13 protein-coding genes and 4 pseudogenes are annotated in these 16,065 nt (G+C 63.9%); 9 read left to right on the forward strand and 8 right to left on the reverse strand.

All coding sequences use genetic code 11. The features are described 5' to 3' along the window. The coding region (locus IVA82_RS40210; RefSeq protein ID WP_247387827.1) for a hypothetical protein at nt 1-610 on the reverse strand (610 nt) is incomplete at its 3' end. A gap of 210 nt (nt 611-820) precedes the next feature. Further along, nucleotides 821-2,020 (reverse strand): annotated as a pseudogene (locus IVA82_RS40215) (cache domain-containing protein); the annotation flags it as partial. A 262-nt stretch (nt 2,021-2,282) separates the two neighbouring features. Here IVA82_RS40215 and IVA82_RS40220 point away from each other — a divergent pair. The 5 genes and pseudogenes from IVA82_RS40220 to IVA82_RS40240 all read left to right on the forward strand — a co-directional run. Further along, a complete protein-coding gene (locus IVA82_RS40220) occupies nt 2,283-3,326 on the forward strand; it encodes a C-terminal binding protein (RefSeq protein ID WP_247493860.1) in 1,044 nt (347 codons plus the stop codon). A gap of 86 nt (nt 3,327-3,412) precedes the next feature. Next, nucleotides 3,413-4,756, forward strand: coding sequence for an extracellular solute-binding protein (locus IVA82_RS40225; protein WP_148742851.1), 1,344 nt, complete (start codon nt 3,413-3,415; stop codon nt 4,754-4,756). A gap of 170 nt (nt 4,757-4,926) precedes the next feature. Continuing rightward, nucleotides 4,927-5,883, forward strand: coding sequence for a sugar ABC transporter permease (locus IVA82_RS40230; RefSeq protein ID WP_247387829.1), 957 nt, complete (start codon nt 4,927-4,929; stop codon nt 5,881-5,883). Beyond that, a complete protein-coding gene (locus IVA82_RS40235; protein ID WP_148742853.1) occupies nt 5,876-6,772 on the forward strand; it encodes a carbohydrate ABC transporter permease in 897 nt (298 codons plus the stop codon). Before IVA82_RS40230 ends, IVA82_RS40235 begins: the two co-directional genes overlap by 8 nt. Nucleotides 6,773-6,860: 88 nt before the next feature. Next, nucleotides 6,861-7,073: pseudogene (locus tag IVA82_RS40240) on the forward strand (glycerophosphodiester phosphodiesterase); the annotation flags it as partial. 328 nt (nt 7,074-7,401) lie between these two features. Here IVA82_RS40240 and IVA82_RS40245 read toward each other — a convergent pair. From IVA82_RS40245 to IVA82_RS40270, 6 genes and pseudogenes are all read right to left on the reverse strand, one after another. Further along, complete coding sequence (locus IVA82_RS40245; protein ID WP_247387830.1) at nt 7,402-8,232, reverse strand: energy transducer TonB; 831 nt, start codon at nt 8,230-8,232, stop codon at nt 7,402-7,404. Further along, nucleotides 8,232-8,678: a TonB system transport protein ExbD gene (gene exbD / locus IVA82_RS40250; protein WP_247387832.1), complete on the reverse strand. Its 447-nt coding sequence runs from the start codon at nt 8,676-8,678 to the stop codon at nt 8,232-8,234. Before exbD ends, IVA82_RS40245 begins: the two co-directional genes overlap by 1 nt. Next, nucleotides 8,620-8,895, reverse strand: a pseudogene (locus IVA82_RS40255) (MotA/TolQ/ExbB proton channel family protein); the annotation flags it as partial. The pseudogene IVA82_RS40255 and the gene exbD, both read right to left, overlap by 59 nt. A gap of 198 nt (nt 8,896-9,093) precedes the next feature. Further along, nucleotides 9,094-9,609, reverse strand: a complete 516-nt coding sequence (hutX, locus tag IVA82_RS40260; protein WP_247387833.1) for a heme utilization cystosolic carrier protein HutX — start codon at nt 9,607-9,609, stop codon at nt 9,094-9,096. Nucleotides 9,610-9,640: 31 nt separating this feature from the next. Beyond that, nucleotides 9,641-9,973 carry an antibiotic biosynthesis monooxygenase gene (locus IVA82_RS40265; protein WP_247387835.1) on the reverse strand — a complete coding sequence of 111 codons (333 nt, stop codon included), beginning with the start codon at nt 9,971-9,973 and terminating at the stop codon, nt 9,641-9,643. A 136-nt stretch (nt 9,974-10,109) separates the two neighbouring features. Next, nucleotides 10,110-12,498 (reverse strand): annotated as a pseudogene (locus IVA82_RS40270) (TonB-dependent hemoglobin/transferrin/lactoferrin family receptor). Between the two features lie 252 nt (nt 12,499-12,750). Here IVA82_RS40270 and IVA82_RS40275 point away from each other — a divergent pair. From IVA82_RS40275 to IVA82_RS40290, 4 genes are read left to right on the forward strand one after another with little or no spacing between them, the layout of a single operon-like run. Continuing rightward, complete coding sequence (locus IVA82_RS40275; RefSeq protein WP_247387836.1) at nt 12,751-12,954, forward strand: hemin uptake protein HemP; 204 nt, start codon at nt 12,751-12,753, stop codon at nt 12,952-12,954. 6 nt (nt 12,955-12,960) lie between these two features. Further along, nucleotides 12,961-13,914: a hemin ABC transporter substrate-binding protein gene (locus tag IVA82_RS40280; RefSeq protein WP_247387837.1), complete on the forward strand. Its 954-nt coding sequence runs from the start codon at nt 12,961-12,963 to the stop codon at nt 13,912-13,914. After that, nucleotides 13,911-15,008 carry an iron ABC transporter permease gene (locus tag IVA82_RS40285; protein WP_247387838.1) on the forward strand — a complete coding sequence of 366 codons (1,098 nt, stop codon included), beginning with the start codon at nt 13,911-13,913 and terminating at the stop codon, nt 15,006-15,008. Before IVA82_RS40280 ends, IVA82_RS40285 begins: the two co-directional genes overlap by 4 nt. Continuing rightward, nucleotides 15,005-15,805 carry a heme ABC transporter ATP-binding protein gene (locus IVA82_RS40290; protein ID WP_247387839.1) on the forward strand — a complete coding sequence of 267 codons (801 nt, stop codon included), beginning with the start codon at nt 15,005-15,007 and terminating at the stop codon, nt 15,803-15,805. Before IVA82_RS40285 ends, IVA82_RS40290 begins: the two co-directional genes overlap by 4 nt. Nucleotides 15,806-16,065 lie beyond the last annotated feature (260 nt).

Here is a 16,065-nt window from a genome sequence, read left to right on the forward strand (position 1 = left end):
GAACGATCAGGCTTTCGTCGAGCAGAAGAATGGCGCGGTCGTCCGGCGACTTGTGGGATACGGTCGCTTCGATGGCGTCGAGACAAAACGCGTGCTGGAACGCTTGTATGCCGCATCGCGGCTGCACACCAACTTCTTCCAGCCGTCCTTCAAGCTGAAGGACAAGCGGCGCGAGGGCGCGAAGGTGATCAAGCGCTATCATGTTCCGGCCACGCCGTATGCGCGCGCTCTGGCGCACCCGAAGTTGAGCAAAGGCCTCAAACGGCGTCTTCGAGAGCTTTATCGCACGCTCGATCCCGTGGCCCTGCTGGCCGAGATGAGGGCCGCCCAGACGGAGCTCGGCACCCGCGTCGGCGCCCGAGCGGGCAAGCTCGCGGCAGCAGCCAGCCCACCGGCTGCGGCAACGAACGCGGCAGCATTCGCGAAGGGGCTCGGCAATGACGTGCATCTGGGGGAGCAGCGCATCATCCATCGGCGCATCCGCAAGCCATACAAAACGCGCATGAGAATGCCTTCGATGCTCGATCCACACCTCGCCGACATCGAGCGCTGGCTCGCGGCCGAACCTCGTCTGACCGCGCTGGCCATCCTCGGTCGTCTCGCCGAGCATTCCCCCGAAAAGTTCGGGCCGCCGCAGCACACCATCGTGCAGCGCTTGTTGCGATCACTCAGACGCAACGGAGCCAAGGTGATCATCCCACGTACAGTACCGGCCACTACTGGTGATCCCGGGACTGCGAGCAATGACGCAACCTCGGACCGGCCGACAGTCGGAGCTACATCCGTCAAGCGAAAGTAACATCCTCAGATGAGGCAATACGATGAGCTTGACCACCTCGCCGATCTTCTCGGCGCCGGTGGAGAGCTCCTGCACCGTGGCGTTGGTGCGCTCGGCATCGCTGACAGCCCTGCTCGCCACCTCGGTCGAGCGCGTCACCTGGCGGGAGATTTCCGCAACCGAGCTCGACAGCTCTTCGGCGGCGGCCGCGACCGTGCCGACATTGCCGGACGCCTTCTGCGAGGCCGCGCCGACGGTCGCCGCCCGCGAGGAGGCATCGCTCGCGGTTGCGGTCATCGATTGCGCCGTGGACTGCATGCCGGCCGCGGCTGAGGAGACCGAACGGACGATGCCGTTGACGCTGCGTTCGAAGTCGTTGGCGATGTCTTCCATCGCACTGCGACGTTCCGCCGCGGCGCGCTCCTTGGCAGCCGCATCGGTCTGCTCGAGGTCGCGAATGCGGATCGCGTTGTCCTTGAAGATCTGGACCGTCGAAGCCATCGCGCCGATTTCGTCGCCGCGACCGACGCCGGGAATGTCGCCTTCGAGCTTGCCGCCAGCGAGGTCCTTCATACGGGTACCGAGCAGCCCGAGCGGACGGCTGATGCTGCGGCCGAGCAACCAGGCCACGCTGCCGGCGACGATGACGATGCCAAGCATCGCAAGGCCGAGCAGCCAGTACACCGGGCCCATCTTGGCGTCGATGTCATCGAGGTAGGCGCCGGTGCCGAGATACATGTCGAAGCCGGGGACCGCGACGGCGTAGCCGAGCTTGCGGATCGGCTTCTCCTGGCCGGGCTTCACATATTCATAATACAGCAGGATCGAACCATTGGCCTTGACGCCGTCCATCAGCTCGAGAGACAGCTTGCGGCCGTTGGTCACGACATCCATCCGGTTGCTGCCGATCTGCTTCGGATCGGGCGCAAGCTGCGTGATGCCGTCATAGGATGTGCCGAACAGATAGCCCGCACCGTTGTCATACGTCATTGCATTGCCGTAGCGGCGAAGCTCGGCCATTGCCGCATCCTTCGTCATCTCGCCGGCATCGACACGCTTCTTCAGCGCAGCGGCGTAGTTGCGCCCCAACTCCACGATCGCCTTGGCCTGATCGATGCGCGCGTTCACCATCTCCTGCTTCATCAGATAGCCGGCAAGAATCCCGGAAATGCACAGACCAAACAAGGTCACGCCGACAAGAATGCCGAGCTTGGGGGCGATCTTCAGATTGCTCAATTTCACGGGGATGGCTCCGGCAACAAAGGGATACGGGCGCGCGAGAGAATCGATCGAAATCAAATCAACCTTTAGTGTGTCACCCCTTAGCAACGTGTTACGACGACTCCGTAGAAGGCCGGATCGGTGGCGGAAAACCGGAAAGATCCATCACATCGCACAACCGGTAGCTGTACGCGGCCGCGCGGATTTCGCGTAAAAGAGGCAAAGGCTCGCCGCAGGTGCGGGTCACAGAACAAGAACCGACAAACCAAATCGGGAGCAGAACATGCCGAAATACAGGGTGGTGACGCCGAAGGGCGCGAGCTTCACGGTCGCAGGCAGCGATTATTCCTACGAGCGCGAGGCGCTGGATCCGATCGACGCCGAGATCGTCGAGGCGCCGGCGAGCGAGGCCGAGTTCATCGCCGCCGCGAAGACCGCCGACGCCATCTACGCCAAGGCCATCCCGATCACCAAGTCGATCATCGACGCGTTGGAGAGCTGCAAGGTCATCACGCTCGGCTCGGTCGGCGTCGACAGCGTCGACATCAAGGCAGCCACTGCGCGCGGCATTCCCGTCACCAATATTCCGGATACGTTCATCGAGGAGGTCGCCGACCACGCCATGATGCTGCTGCTCGCCGGCTTCCGCCGCCTGGTCGAGCAGGACCGCATGGTGCGCAGCGGCCGCTGGGCCGAGGGCCGGCCGGCGCTGTTGAAAATTCCGCGGCTGATGGGCCAGACGCTCGGCTTCGTCTCGTTCGGCCGTGTCGCGCGTGCAGTCGCGAAACGCGCCGCCCCCTTCGGCCTGCGCATGATGGCCTATGATCCCTTCATCCAGGAGACGCTGATGTCCGACCACGGCGTCATCCCGGCGACGCTGAACGAGGTGCTGTCGCAATCCGATTTCGTCTCGATGCATGCCCCTGCCAGGCCCGAGGTGCATCACATGCTGACCGAGAAGCACTTTCGGCAGATGAAGAAGGGCTCGATCTTCATCAATACCGGCCGCGGTGCCACGGTGGACGAGGACAGCCTGATCAAGGCGCTGCAGGAAGGCTGGATCGCGCACGCTGCGCTCGACGTGCTGGAAAAGGAACCGCCGTCGCACAATAACCCCCTGCTCGGCATGGAGAACGTGACCCTGACCGCCCATGTCGCTTCCGCCTCGGCACGGTTCGACGAGGCGCGCAAGCGCCGCGTGGGCTACGAATTGTCACTGGTGCTTCAGGGCATGTGGCCGGTAAGCTGCGTCAACCCGTCGGTGCTGCAGAGCACCGCGCTCCGCCGCTGGCAGCCCGTCAGCATGGATCGCGGGCCGAACAGCTAGGCGGCAGGCGCAGAACGCGCCGCAAAACGGAACGACCCTTCATCGGCGATCAACGCCGGGAGGGGAGACATCACAGGGAGGAACTGATGAGGAACGACATCACACGTCGTGATGCCTTGGCGCTGGGTCTGTCCGCTGCGGCAATCGCGGCAACCGGTACACCGGCGAATGCTCAATCCGCGATCAAGGCCGCGGATGTCCCAGCTCCGAAACTGCCGATCGAAAAGGGCGCAACCCTGCGCATGCTGCGGCCGGTCCGTTTCGTCCAGGCCGACGAAGACGTGTTCCGCGCCAACGCGGCCAAGTTCACCAAGGAGACCGGTGTCGAGGTCAAGGTCGACTTCGTCGGCTGGGAGGACATCAACCAGCAGACCGCGGTGACCGCCAATTCCGGCGCCGGCCCCGACATCATCATCGGCTTCTCCGATGCACCGCACATCTATATCGACAAGCTGATCGAGCTGACCGACGTGGCCGACTATCTCGGCAAGCGCTATGGCGGCTGGCTGCCGCTGGCGCAGCGCTACGGCAAGAGGAACAAGAGCGACGCCTGGATCGGACTGCCGTTCGGCGCCACCGCGGGTCCCCTGATCTACCGCAAATCGATCCTCCAATCGGTCGGCTTCGACAAGGTGCCGGAAGACCATGCCGGCATCGTCGACCTGTGCCAGAAGCTCCACAAGGCCGGCAAGCCGGCGGGCTTCGCGCTCGGCAACGCCAAGGGCGACGGCAACGGCTTCGCCAACTGGGCGCTGTGGTCGCATAACGCCTCCCTGCTCGATGAGGAGGGCAACATCACCATCAACAGCAAGGAGACCATTGCCGCGCTGAACTGGGTCAAGCAGCTCTACCCGACCTTCATCGCCGGCACGACGTCGTGGAACGACGTCAGCAACAATCGGGCCTACTCTTCGCAGGAGATCGCGCTGACCGCCAACGGCGTCTCGCTGTACTTCTCGCTGAAGAACGATCCGGCGACCAAGGCGATCGCCGACGACAGCGAGCATCAGCTGCTGCCAAAGGGCGTGGCCAAGATCTCTCCGATGGCAGGACTGACGCTGAACGCCATGGCGTTCAAGCATAGCCAGTACCCCAACGCCGCAAAGGCCTTCCTGCTATACATGCTGGAGAAGGACCAATACGAGCCGTGGCTCAACGCCAACTCCGGCTACTGGGCCCAGCCGCTGGCCGCCTATGCAGAGGCCGCGGTGTGGTCGCAGGATCCCAAGGTGAAGCTGTTCAAGGACACGATGAACAGCACCTATTATGACGGCTACAAGGGCCCGATCTCGACGGCCACCGGTGCCGTCAGCGCCGACTACGTGCTGATCCAGATGTGCGCGTCGGTCGCGACCGGCGCAGCCACACCGGAGGCCGCCGCCGCGGAAGCCGAGCAACGCTGCAAGCGGTACTTCCGGCGGCAGAAGTAACGTCCTACGACAAAGCGACCGTCATTGCGAGGAGCCCTTGCGACGAAGCAATCCAGACTGCCACCGCAGAACCAGACTGGATTGCTTCCGCCTTCGCCAAGGCTTCGGCGGACAAGTTGCTTCGCTCGCAATGACGGTGTGGTGACCTTGATAGACAGGACAACAAGCTGATGTCCGTGACTGCACTTTCTTCTCCCAGCCTGGCGCAACGGCAGCCGAGCTGGCTCGTGAGGTTATTCGACTACAAGCCGTTCCTGGTCGTGATGTGCCTTGCACCCGCGATCGGCCTGCTCGCGGTCTTCCTCACCTATCCGCTCGGCCTCGGCATCTGGCTCGCCTTCACCGACACCACGATCGGTCGGCGCGGCGTCTTCGTCGGCTTCGAGAATTTCCAGTATCTGCTCACGGATCCCCTGTGGTGGAACGCGGTGTTCTACAGCGTGGTCTACACGGGAATCGCGACGTTCGGAAAGTTCGCGTTGGGCTTCTGGCTCGCGCTCCTGCTCAACAACCATTTTCCGTTCAAGAGCCTGCTGCGTGCGATTATCCTGCTGCCCTGGATCGTCCCGACGGTGCTCTCGGCGCTGGCATTCTGGTGGATCTACGATCCGCAGTTCTCGATCATCTCCTATCTGCTGGTCGACGTGTTGCATTGGCGCTCGAGCAATGTCGACTTCCTCGGCTCGCCCTGGCCGGCGCGCTTCTCGCTGATCGCCGCCAACATCTGGCGCGGCATTCCGTTCGTCGCGATCTCACTGCTGGCCGGCCTGCAGACCATCTCGCCCTCGCTCTACGAGGCGGCGATGCTCGACGGTGCCAGCGCCTGGCAGCGCTTCCGCTACATCACCTTTCCGATGATGATGCCGATCCTCGCCATCGTCATGACCTTCTCGATCATCTTCACCTTCACCGACTTCCAGCTCGTCTACGCCATCACCCGTGGCGGCCCCGGAAACTCGACCCATCTGCTGGCCACGCTGGCCTTCCAGCGCGGCATCGCCGGCGGCGAGCTCGGCGAAGGCGCCGCGATCGCGGTGTCGATGATCCCGTTCCTGGTGTTCGCGACGCTGTTCTCCTATTTCGGCCTGGCGCGCCGCAAATGGCAGCAGGGAGAGGCCAATGACTGACACCGTCGCGCAGTCGGCCGCCGCCGCCAAAGCCGCACCCGATACCATGGCCTGGGATTCCGGGCTGCGGCGGCTGATGATGATCTATCTGCCGCTCGGCTGCTTCGTGCTGATCCTCCTGTTTCCGTTCTACTGGATGGCGATCACCTCGTTCAAGCCGAACGCGGAACTGATGAATTTCAAGCAACACAACCCGTTCTGGATCACCTCGCCGACGCTCGCCCACATCAAGCACCTGCTGTTCGACACGGCCTATCCGCACTGGCTGTGGACGACGATGATGGTCGCGATCGGCTCGACCACGCTGTCGCTGATCGCGAGCACGCTGGCGGCCTATGCCATTGAGCGGCTGCGCTTCCGCGGCAGTCCCTATGTCGGGCTCGGCATTTATCTCGCCTATCTCGTGCCGCCCTCGATCCTGTTCATTCCGCTCGCGACCGTGGTGGTGCAGTTCGGCCTGTTCGACAGTCCGCTGGCGCTGATCCTGGTCTATCCGACCTTCCTGGTGCCGTTCTGCACTTGGCTGCTGATCGGCTATTTCAAGTCGATCCCCTACGAGCTCGAGGAATGCGCGCTGGTCGACGGCGCGACGCGGCTGCAGATTCTGCGGCGGATCACGCTGCCGCTCGCGGTGCCCGGGCTGATCTCGGCCGGCATCTTCTCCTTCACGCTGTCGTGGAACGAGTTCATCTACGCGCTCGCCTTCATCCAGAGCGGCGCCAACAAGACCGTGCCGGTCGCGATCCTCACCGAACTCGTCACCGGCGATGTCTACCAGTGGGGGGCGCTGATGGCCGGATCGCTGCTCGGCTCGCTGCCGGTCGCAATCTTCTACTCGCTGTTCGTGGATTACTACGTGTCGTCTTTGACTGGCGCGGTAAAGGAGTAACCGGCGGCTGCGGCCTTTGGCCCGGCTTCACAAAACTGCAACACACGGTCCGCATAAGACGGCTTCATTAACAGGAGACGCCTAGAACCGCGATCCCGACAAGAAGGCGCGGAAGCCGCTCAACGACGGCGTCTACACCTTCCCGTTCTTCACCATCGAGAACGTCGATCGCGTCGACGACACCCACATCATCGTCGGCAATGGCAACAATCTGCCGTTCTCGACCAGCCGCGATCCCAACAACGCTGACGGCGACGAGTTCATGCTGCTGGAAGTCGCCGACTTCCTGAAGGCGAAGTGAGCTGACGCTCTCTCTCCTCTCCCTCTCCCCGTTCTTACGGGGGCACGACGAGCTTCGCTCGCGCTGAGAGGGTTGGGGTGAGGGGCTCTATCCACGAAGAAGGTAAGCGTGCGACTCGCGGAGAATCCCCTCACCCGCTTCGCGCCAACCTTTCCCCGCCAACCTCTCCCCGCACGCGGCAGGGTGTTCGCATATGGCCTTTTGGGCGGCCTGAGCGCGCGCCTCGTCCTTCGAGACGACCGCTCCGCGGTCTCCTCAGAATGAGGCTGAGCAGCATCGGCGCCCGTTGAAACCGCTGCCGCGCACGGAGCGAGGTGAAGAGGACGCACTACCTCACCGTAAACTCGACCGGAATCGTAAAGCTCATCGAACCGTTGGTGATCTCGGGCGGGATCGGCGGAAACGGCTGCGCCTGGCGGATCATCGACATGGCCTGGGCGTCGAAGGCGGCAACGCCCGACGAGCCGCCGAGATGGCTGGACGTCACGTGCCCGCTGCGGGTCAGCGTGAAGCTCAGCCTGGCAACGCCGCGCTGACCGCCACCACCGGATGGATATTGGTGAAAGCGCATCAGATGTGCGCGGACGCGCTGATTATAGGACGCGATCGCTGAAGCCACCGCGCCCGCACTCATTGCAGATGCCATCGGTGCCTCGCGCTCGGCGCGCGGCGGCGCGCTTGTGCGCGGGGCGGGCGTTGCATCCGACGGCTTCTTGGCCTCGCGGCGAACCACCTTCGGCTTCGCTGGCGTTGGTCTTTCAGCAGGCATGATCGTCGCCCGCTCCGGCTTTGCCGACGTCGGCTCCAGCTTCCGCTCCGGCGGCGCCACGACCTCCGGCTTCTCCTGAGGCGGCGTCGGCGCGATGGTATCCTCGACGGCCTGCCGCTGCATCGGCTCCGGCGGCGAAGCGTCGGCCTCCTGCATCGGCGGTCCCGGCGCGACATCGTCCTGCGTCGGTTGCGGCGCCGAGGTCGCCGGCGCCATGTCGATCATGATCGCCGGCAGGCTGACGCCTGGCGCGGGCGGACGGTTCAACCAATTCAATGCAAATGCGATGACGCCGACATGCAACGCCACGATCACCGCGGCTGATCCGCCCCAGCGTGCGCGCTCGCGCTCGCCGAGCGGCTCATGCAAGGCAAAGGCGTTCGCGGCCATCAATTGCGTCCGTCGAGGCCGACGAGCGCGACCTTGAGATAACCGGCATTGCGCAAGGTGTTCATCACCTCCATCAGATCGCCGTAGGAGACCGCCTTGTCGGCGCGCAGATAAATCCGCTCGTCCTTGCGGCCCTTGGTGGCGGCCTCGAGCGAGGTGCCGAGCGCATCGCGGGCCACGACATCTTCACCAATCGCGATCGAGAGGTCAGGCTTCACGGTGACGAAGGTCGGCTTGTCCGGCCGCGGCGCCGGCTCGGCCGCCGTCGCCGGCAGTTCGACGCCGATATCGACGGTGGCGAGCGACGCAGCCACCATGAAGATGATCAGCAGCACCAGCATCACGTCGATGAACGGCGTGACGTTGATCTCATCGGTGACGTCGAGATCACTGGGGTCGCCGCGCTTGAGCGGCGATCCCGAACGTCCGCCGAGCTTCGCGGCCATGATCTACTCCGCCGCCCGCGCCCAGGCGGAAATCACGATGGTCGTGCTGGCGGCTGACCAGCAGCATGAGCTGTGCCGAGGCATCGCCAAGCAGCGCACGGTAATTGACGATGCCGCGAGCCAGATGATTGTAGATCACGACCGCCGGGATCGCAGCGACGAGGCCAAGCGCGGTGGCGAGCAGTGCCTCCGCGATGCCCGGCGCGACCACTGCAAGGCGCAAGCCCGATCATCACCGCCTTCACGACGAAGTCGGCGCCGACGAACATACCCCAGGGCGATAAATTGCGCGGCAACAGCGCCTCGTCGATTGCGAGGGCTGGTGTCGGCGCGAGCGCCGCCAACAGGATAACCCCGATCATGTGCCGAAGCCCAAAATTGCCCTGCATCCTGATCTCCCGACAGACAGAAGAAACTACGCCGCGGGCAGCGCCGCGATCCGGTCCGCGAGCTGCCGGAACCGCGCCAGCTGGTCCGCCCGCAACGCGCGGGTCTCGTCGCGACCGACGAAGATCTTGAACATGATACCACCGTCGACATTGACGAACGCGACGAAGGCCGAGGTCTTGCCCATGAAGGGACGCTCGACGAAAGCAACGCCTGCGCAACGCTCGTGACGAAGATGGCCGTGCAATCCCTTCGGCTGTATCAGGTTGAAATAGCCGCGGCCGATCTCGCCTGCGGGAATCACGCCCGTGAACTCGAAGATCGCGTCGACCGTGTGCACGATCAGCGTGACCTCGCCCCACTCTGCGATGTCCTGCATGGCAGCGGCGAAATGCTCGCCGGCGCCGATCCGCACCATCGACGGCGGCAGCGCTTCGATCACTGTGCGTGGCGAGACCTTGCGCTCGCGCGCGACGTCCTCGATCACCGCGCCGGGATTGTCGGCCATGTGTGCCTTGAGATCGGCGAGATCGGTGCTCAGCATGTCCGGCTCCTTTCGTGCTGGCGGCGCCGCCTTAAGCGGCCGCGGCCTTGCGCTCGCTCTGGATCACCTCAAAGCCCTCGAACTTGGGATGGCCGAGATAAAGGCTCTCGCCGGTCCTGTTGTCCGCACGGGCATGGGCACGGCGGAATTCCTCCGAGCGCGTCCAGGCCTCGAACGCCGCCTTGTCGATCCAACTGGTGTGCGACGAATAGAGCGTGTGATCCTCGGCCTCGGGCCCCTTCAACAGATGAAACTCGACGAAGCCCGGCATGGTGCCGAGATAGGATTCGCGCGTAGCCCAGACCGTTTCGAACGCGGTCTCCGCGCCCTTCCGCACTTGGAAGCGATTCATAGCGATGAACATTAGATTTCTCCTGTCAGTCATGTGAATCGGCAAGCGCCGATCGGAATTGATTCAGAACGCACCGAAGCCACGCCGGGACATCAGCGTGGCTCTGGAGGTCGATACGGCGCCCTGCACGGGTTCGCCGGTCCACTCCTCAGGTGCCGCCAAAGTGGTACTTGAGGCCTCCTTTGATCACGAGCCCTGCGCCGGCGCTGGCCCACTTCACGTCGTTTTGCGTGTCGCCGGTGCTGCCAACCGGAATGGCATAGGGGCGATAGTACTGGTTGAAAAGATTTTCGACCGAGAAGTTCAGCGTGAGATCCTGCGTCGGCAGATACTGAACATACAGATTTACGAGATCGTACGACGTCGCCGGGGTATAGGTTCGCGGGATGTCGTAATTGGCGATGGCCGACGTCCACATCAGCGAGAGGATAAATGTCCTATCGAGCAAGCGCACGCCCGCTGTCGTGGTGACCTTCTGCGGCGGAACGCTATAAAGACCAAACCCGGTCTGCAGGTTCTTGCCATTCTGATAGGTCCCGGACAGGCCGACAAACCAGAGGTTCGCATCGTACATCGCCTCGGCTTCGAAGCCCTGAATACGGGCAGAAGCGACGTTCTGATACTGCAGGAACGGCAGCACCGTGATGCTGGGCGCCGGCGGCGGGCCAGTGGGAACCACCAGCGGATTGCCGTAGGCGACCTGATCGATGAAGTCTGTGATATCGTTGCGGAATATGTTGATCTTGCCGCGCAGCGTATCGCCCGGCGTGAACAGATCGTTCTTCTTGATGTTGAATCCGATCTCCTTGTTCTTGCCGACCTCGGGCCGCAGGTTTGGATTCGGCACGAAGCAGAACGTCGAATCCGCACCAGGTCCCGGCGTGCCCGACGGACAGCGGAAGAAGGAGTCGTTGACCGTGGCACCGGAATGCGGGCCGCTAACCAGCGTCTCGGTAATCGACGGCGCCCTATAGCCTTCGGCGTAGCTGACATAGGGGGTCACGACGGCGGTGGGAACAAGCGCGACCGTGATCTTCGGCGATAGGCGATCACCGCTGGACGACGAGGTTGCCGACGAAAGCTGATAGTTGTCGTAGCGGAGCGCGCCGATCACTTCGAGCATGGAGGTGTAGTCGGTCTTCCACTGCACGAAGCCGCCGGACACGGCGCGCTGTCCGCCGGGCGTCGTGACTTCGGATGTGCCGGTCGTGTCTCGGGACGATAACTTGTCCTGGAAGGCGTCCAGTCCGTAGGTCACCGCGTGACGCCAGCTTCCGGTCTCGAACCGCGTCGTGTTGTGCACGTCGACGCCGATCGTATCGAGCAGATATCCGCGATTGCTGCCGATACAGCCAGACACGGCATTGCCAGGAACGCCTCCGCAGTAGACCGATGGCGTCGTGCTGGTATGTGCGGTCTTGACCTGATCGTTCTCGGTCCGGTTCCAGTAGACCTTGGCATCCCAATCGAACCACTGGTCGTCCGGTTGCGAATATTTCCACCCGAGCGTCGTCGTGTAGTTCTTCACGTTGGACGCGTAGATCGAGGTGCCGCCCAGATTGTTGGTGCCGTTCGCGTTGGTCGAATTCGGATCGCCAGCGCGCCGCGGCGGCTGGCCCACACTGTAGATGTCTTCCTGGAAGATCGTTCCGAGCTTGACCTCATGCCCGTCCGCCGGCCGCACGGTCAGCTTGGCGATACCGCTCGTGAGCCGGTTGCCGGTGTTGGCAACCTCGAAGCCGGTGCCGTCCTTGTAGTTCTCCTGCGTGGAGTAAGTGCCGCCCGCGAACACGTCGACATTCGGGTTGAACACCGCCGAAGGCCGAGCCGAGCGCGCGGCCGTAGTTGCTGCCAAGAATGGTCTTGACGTCCACGCCCCAGCGCTCACCGGCGCGCACGACATCCTCGATATCCTTGGTGCGGAACGACGCCACGCCGCCAATGGCGCCGGAGCCGTAGATGTTGGCGGTCGGGCCGCGCACGATGTCGATGCCGCTGATCAGCTCGGGGTTGAGAAAGAACGAGCCGTTGGCGAAATGACCTGTGCGCTGATAGTTCTGCCGCGCTCCGTCGACGACGACGGCGACGCGACCGAAATCCTGAAGGCCGCGGATGTTGATCGAAGTCGATGGCTCATCGCCACGGTTCTGAACCCAGACACCGGGCACATTGTAGATGAGGTCGCCGACCGTACTGGCCTGGCGGCCTTCGATCTGCCCTGACGTCACGACACTGACCGGCGCGAGCGCATCGACCGCACGCTCCTCGGTCTTTGAGGCCGCGGCCGTGATGGTATCGAGCGATTGAACAGGCGCAGCACCCGCCTGGGCGCGAGCGTTCATCGCCTCGGACGTTGCCTGCTGTGCGATTTGCGGCTTGGCCTGCTTGCGTTTGGCCTGCTTCGGCCGATCCGGCGACGCATGTTCGGCCTGCGGCTGAGCGGTTTGTGCAACACCGCTCTCCGCCGCCAATGCCGCGATTGAAACCACAGACGCGCCCAAAATCAGGGCGCGCGAATACCTAGCCCCGTCAGCCATATCACCCCAGCCTGCACTTCATGTTCGTTGGTTGGCTGGCGTGCGCTCGCGCAAGGCGAGCGGCTGGCTGGCTAATTTTCTCAAGACGCAGACAAGTTGCGCCGCGTCACAATTGGTTACGTGGCAACACTCAGGCGGTCAATGACAACAGGTTGCAGTTTATATCGATTGTAAATTGTCGCCGTTGGAATGCGCCTGTTGCCGCCTGTACAAACAGGCTGCATCTGAAACTTCGAAAGCATCACAGCAACAATGTCAGCAGCGCCCGGAGACAAAATCGGCGACGCGGCAGGGCCGGCCGAAAGCCCTGCAACAACGAGAACATTGACCATGCGCGGGAGCAGGATCGACAGCAGCAAGCTGTTCGCCGCCGAGCGCGAGATCACCATCGCGCATGGCGTAGACACCTATCGCCTGCGTCTGACCTCGCAGAACAAGCTGATCCTGACGAAATAATTTGCAATGACATTTTGTCGCACTCTGACACATCTCCTGCTGACCGGCACGATCGCGCTCACCTCTGCCGCGCACGCCGCCGGCATCACCGTACATGACGCGCGCAATCGCGACGTCGCCGTCACCGATTTCGCGCGCACAGTCTCGATCGGCGGCGCCATCACCGAGATCCTCTACGCGCTCGGGCTCGAGAACCGGCTGGTCGGCGTCGACACCACGAGCCTCTATCCGGCGGCGGCGCTGCACGACAAACCCAATGTCGGCTACATGCGCCAGATTTCGGCCGAGGGCGTGCTCGGTCTCAACCCCACGCTGATCCTGGCGATCCAGGGGTCCGGCCCGCGCGAAACCATGGACCTGCTGGAGACGGCGAAAGTGCCGCTGGTGCTGGTGCCCGAGACCTTCTCCGAGCAAGGATTGGTCGAGAAGATCAGGCTGGTCGGCCACGCCATGGGCGTCGATGCGCGCGCCGATTGCCTGAGCGCCGCTGTCAGTGCCGATCTTGCGCAGCTCCGTGCGCTGCGCGCCAAGGTGACGAAGCCGGTGCGGGTGATGTTCGTGATGTCGCTTCTGAACGGGCGGGCGATGGTCGCCGGTCACAAGACCGCCGCTGACGAGATCATCCAGCTCGCGGGCGCTGCCAACGCCGTTGACGATTACGATGGCTACAAAATCATCGGCGACGAGGCGATCGTGGCGGCGAAGCCCGAATTCGTGCTCTCGATCGAGCGCGGCAAGGAGTCGCTTCAGGCCGAGGCGATCTATACGCATCCGGGATTTGCCCTGACGCCGGTCGCAGCCAACAAGAGTTTCATCACCATGGATGGTCTCTATCTGCTCGGCTTCGGGCCGCGGACCGCGGCGGCGGCGCATGATCTCTCGGTCAGGCTCTATCCGACGCTTGCGGCACAGGCGGGCGGGTTCGCCTCGACCGTGTCGATGGCGAATTGCCGGCAATGAGTGTGGCGATCGAGGCAGAGACGCGGGATCCGCGACGACGAACAGGCGCAGGACGATTCTCCGCCTCGCTCGTCATCGCCGTGCTGCTGATCGCACTGGCAGCGATTGCGACTGTCGCGCTCACGGTCGGTGCGGCCGGCATTCCGCCGCCCCGGCTGCCTGCCGCGCTTGGATTTTTCGGCAATCCGACCGCCGATGCAATGGCCGTCCGCGACCAGCTCGTGCTGTGGTCAATCCGTATTCCCCGGATCGCGGCGACCGCGATGGTCGGAGGTCTGCTCGCGGCGGCCGGCGCCATCATGCAGGGACTGTTTCGTAACCCCCTCGCCGATCCCGCGCTCGTCGGCGTCTCCAGCGGCGGGGCCCTCGCGGCTGCAAGCGCGATCGTCTTCACCGATTCGCGCTTCGGCGAGACGCTGCGGTTTCTCCAGACCGAGCTGTTGCCGCTCGCGGCTTTCGCGGGCTCACTGGCGACAACGGCGCTCCTCTACGGCATCTCGAGCCGCGCCGGGCGAACCTCGATCGCGATCTTCCTGCTTGCCGGCGTCGCCATCACCGCCATTGCCAATGCCGGCATCGGGCTTCTGGTGTTCATCGCCGACGATCGGCAATTGCGCGACATCACTTTTTGGCTCCTGGGCTCGATGAGCGGCGCGACCTGGACCAAGGCCGCGATGCTCGCGCCGATCCTCATTGTTGGGCTCGCGGCCTGCACCTTCATCGCGCGCGGCCTCGATCTTTTGGTCCTTGGCGAAGCCGACGCCTTTCACGGCGGGGTCGACGTCGAACGCCTCAAACGAATCTCGATCGTCATGGTCTCCGCCATGACCGGCATCGCCGTGTCGATCAGCGGCGTCATCGGCTTCGTTGGCATTGTGGTGCCGCATCTGCTCCGTCTCGTTATCGGCCCCGCGCATCGGCTGCTGCTTCCGGCTTCCGTGCTGCTTGGCGCGATCCTGATGGTCGGCGCCGACACGCTGGCGCGCACCATCGTGGCGCCCGCGGAAATGCCTATCGGCATCTTGACCGCGGCGGTCGGCGCGCCGTTGTTCCTGGCAATCCTGCTGCGGCAGCGCGGGCTCGCCTCGCTATGAGCGCCGTGATTAAAGCGCAGGCCCTGAGCAAGCGCGCCGGCCGCGCGACGCTGCTCGATGGCGTCAGCCTCACGGTTGCCGCCGGTGAGATCGTCGCCATCGTCGGTCCGAACGGCGCTGGCAAGTCGACGCTGCTGCGGTTGCTCTCCGGCGATCTCCGCCCGAGCGAGGGCGAGGTGCGGCTGAAACAGCGCGACATCCGCAGCTTCAAGCCGCGCGAACTCGCCGCGCGCCGCGCGATGTTGTCCCAGCACGTCAACGTCACCTTCCCCTTCACGGTCGAAGAGATCGTGCTGATGGGCGCCGGTGATCGCAGCGCGCGCGAGGCAGATACGCTCGTCGATGCCGCGCTGCATGAGGTCGGCCTCGATCATTTTCGCGAGCGGCAATTGCTGACGCTGTCGGGCGGCGAGCAGCAGCGCACCCATTTCGCCCGCGTGCTGGTGCAGCTCGCCTGTGGCGAGGCCGAGCATGGACCCGGCCTGCTGCTGCTGGACGAGCCGACATCGAGCCTTGACCTACGTCACCAGATCGACCTCGTCGAAGCGGCGCGGCGCCGCGCGGCAGGCGGTACCGCGGTGATCGCGATCCTGCACGACCTCAATCTCGCAATCCGCTTCGCCGACCGGCTGGTGGTGCTGAACAAAGGCAAGCTCGCCGCCGACGGCCCGCGCACTGAAGTCGTCACGCGCGAGACCATCCGCGACATATTCGAGATCGACGCCGTCGTCCACCAGGCCGATGACGGCGTGCCCTACGTGCTGCCGCAATCGATGCGCGCGGCGATGCCTGGCTAATTCTCTAACATTATGAGTTTGGGACGATCGATGTGACCGCGGGCTCGCTGCATCTCTCCCGCTTGCGGGGGAGGTCGGCGCGAAGCGCCGGGTGGGGGCTCTCTCCACACAGGGAGTGTCCATTGCGGAGACACCCCCACCCCTGCCCTCCCCCGCAAGCGGCAGGGCTGTCCCGGGAAAATCACACATAGATGAGCTCCAGCTGGTCGAGAGAGAACCTGGGCTTTGGCTTGCTGGGATTGACTGGCGGAGGCTTGTCG

Source organism: Bradyrhizobium sp. 142, assembly GCF_023074015.1.
Lineage (GTDB): Bacteria > Pseudomonadota > Alphaproteobacteria > Rhizobiales > Xanthobacteraceae > Bradyrhizobium.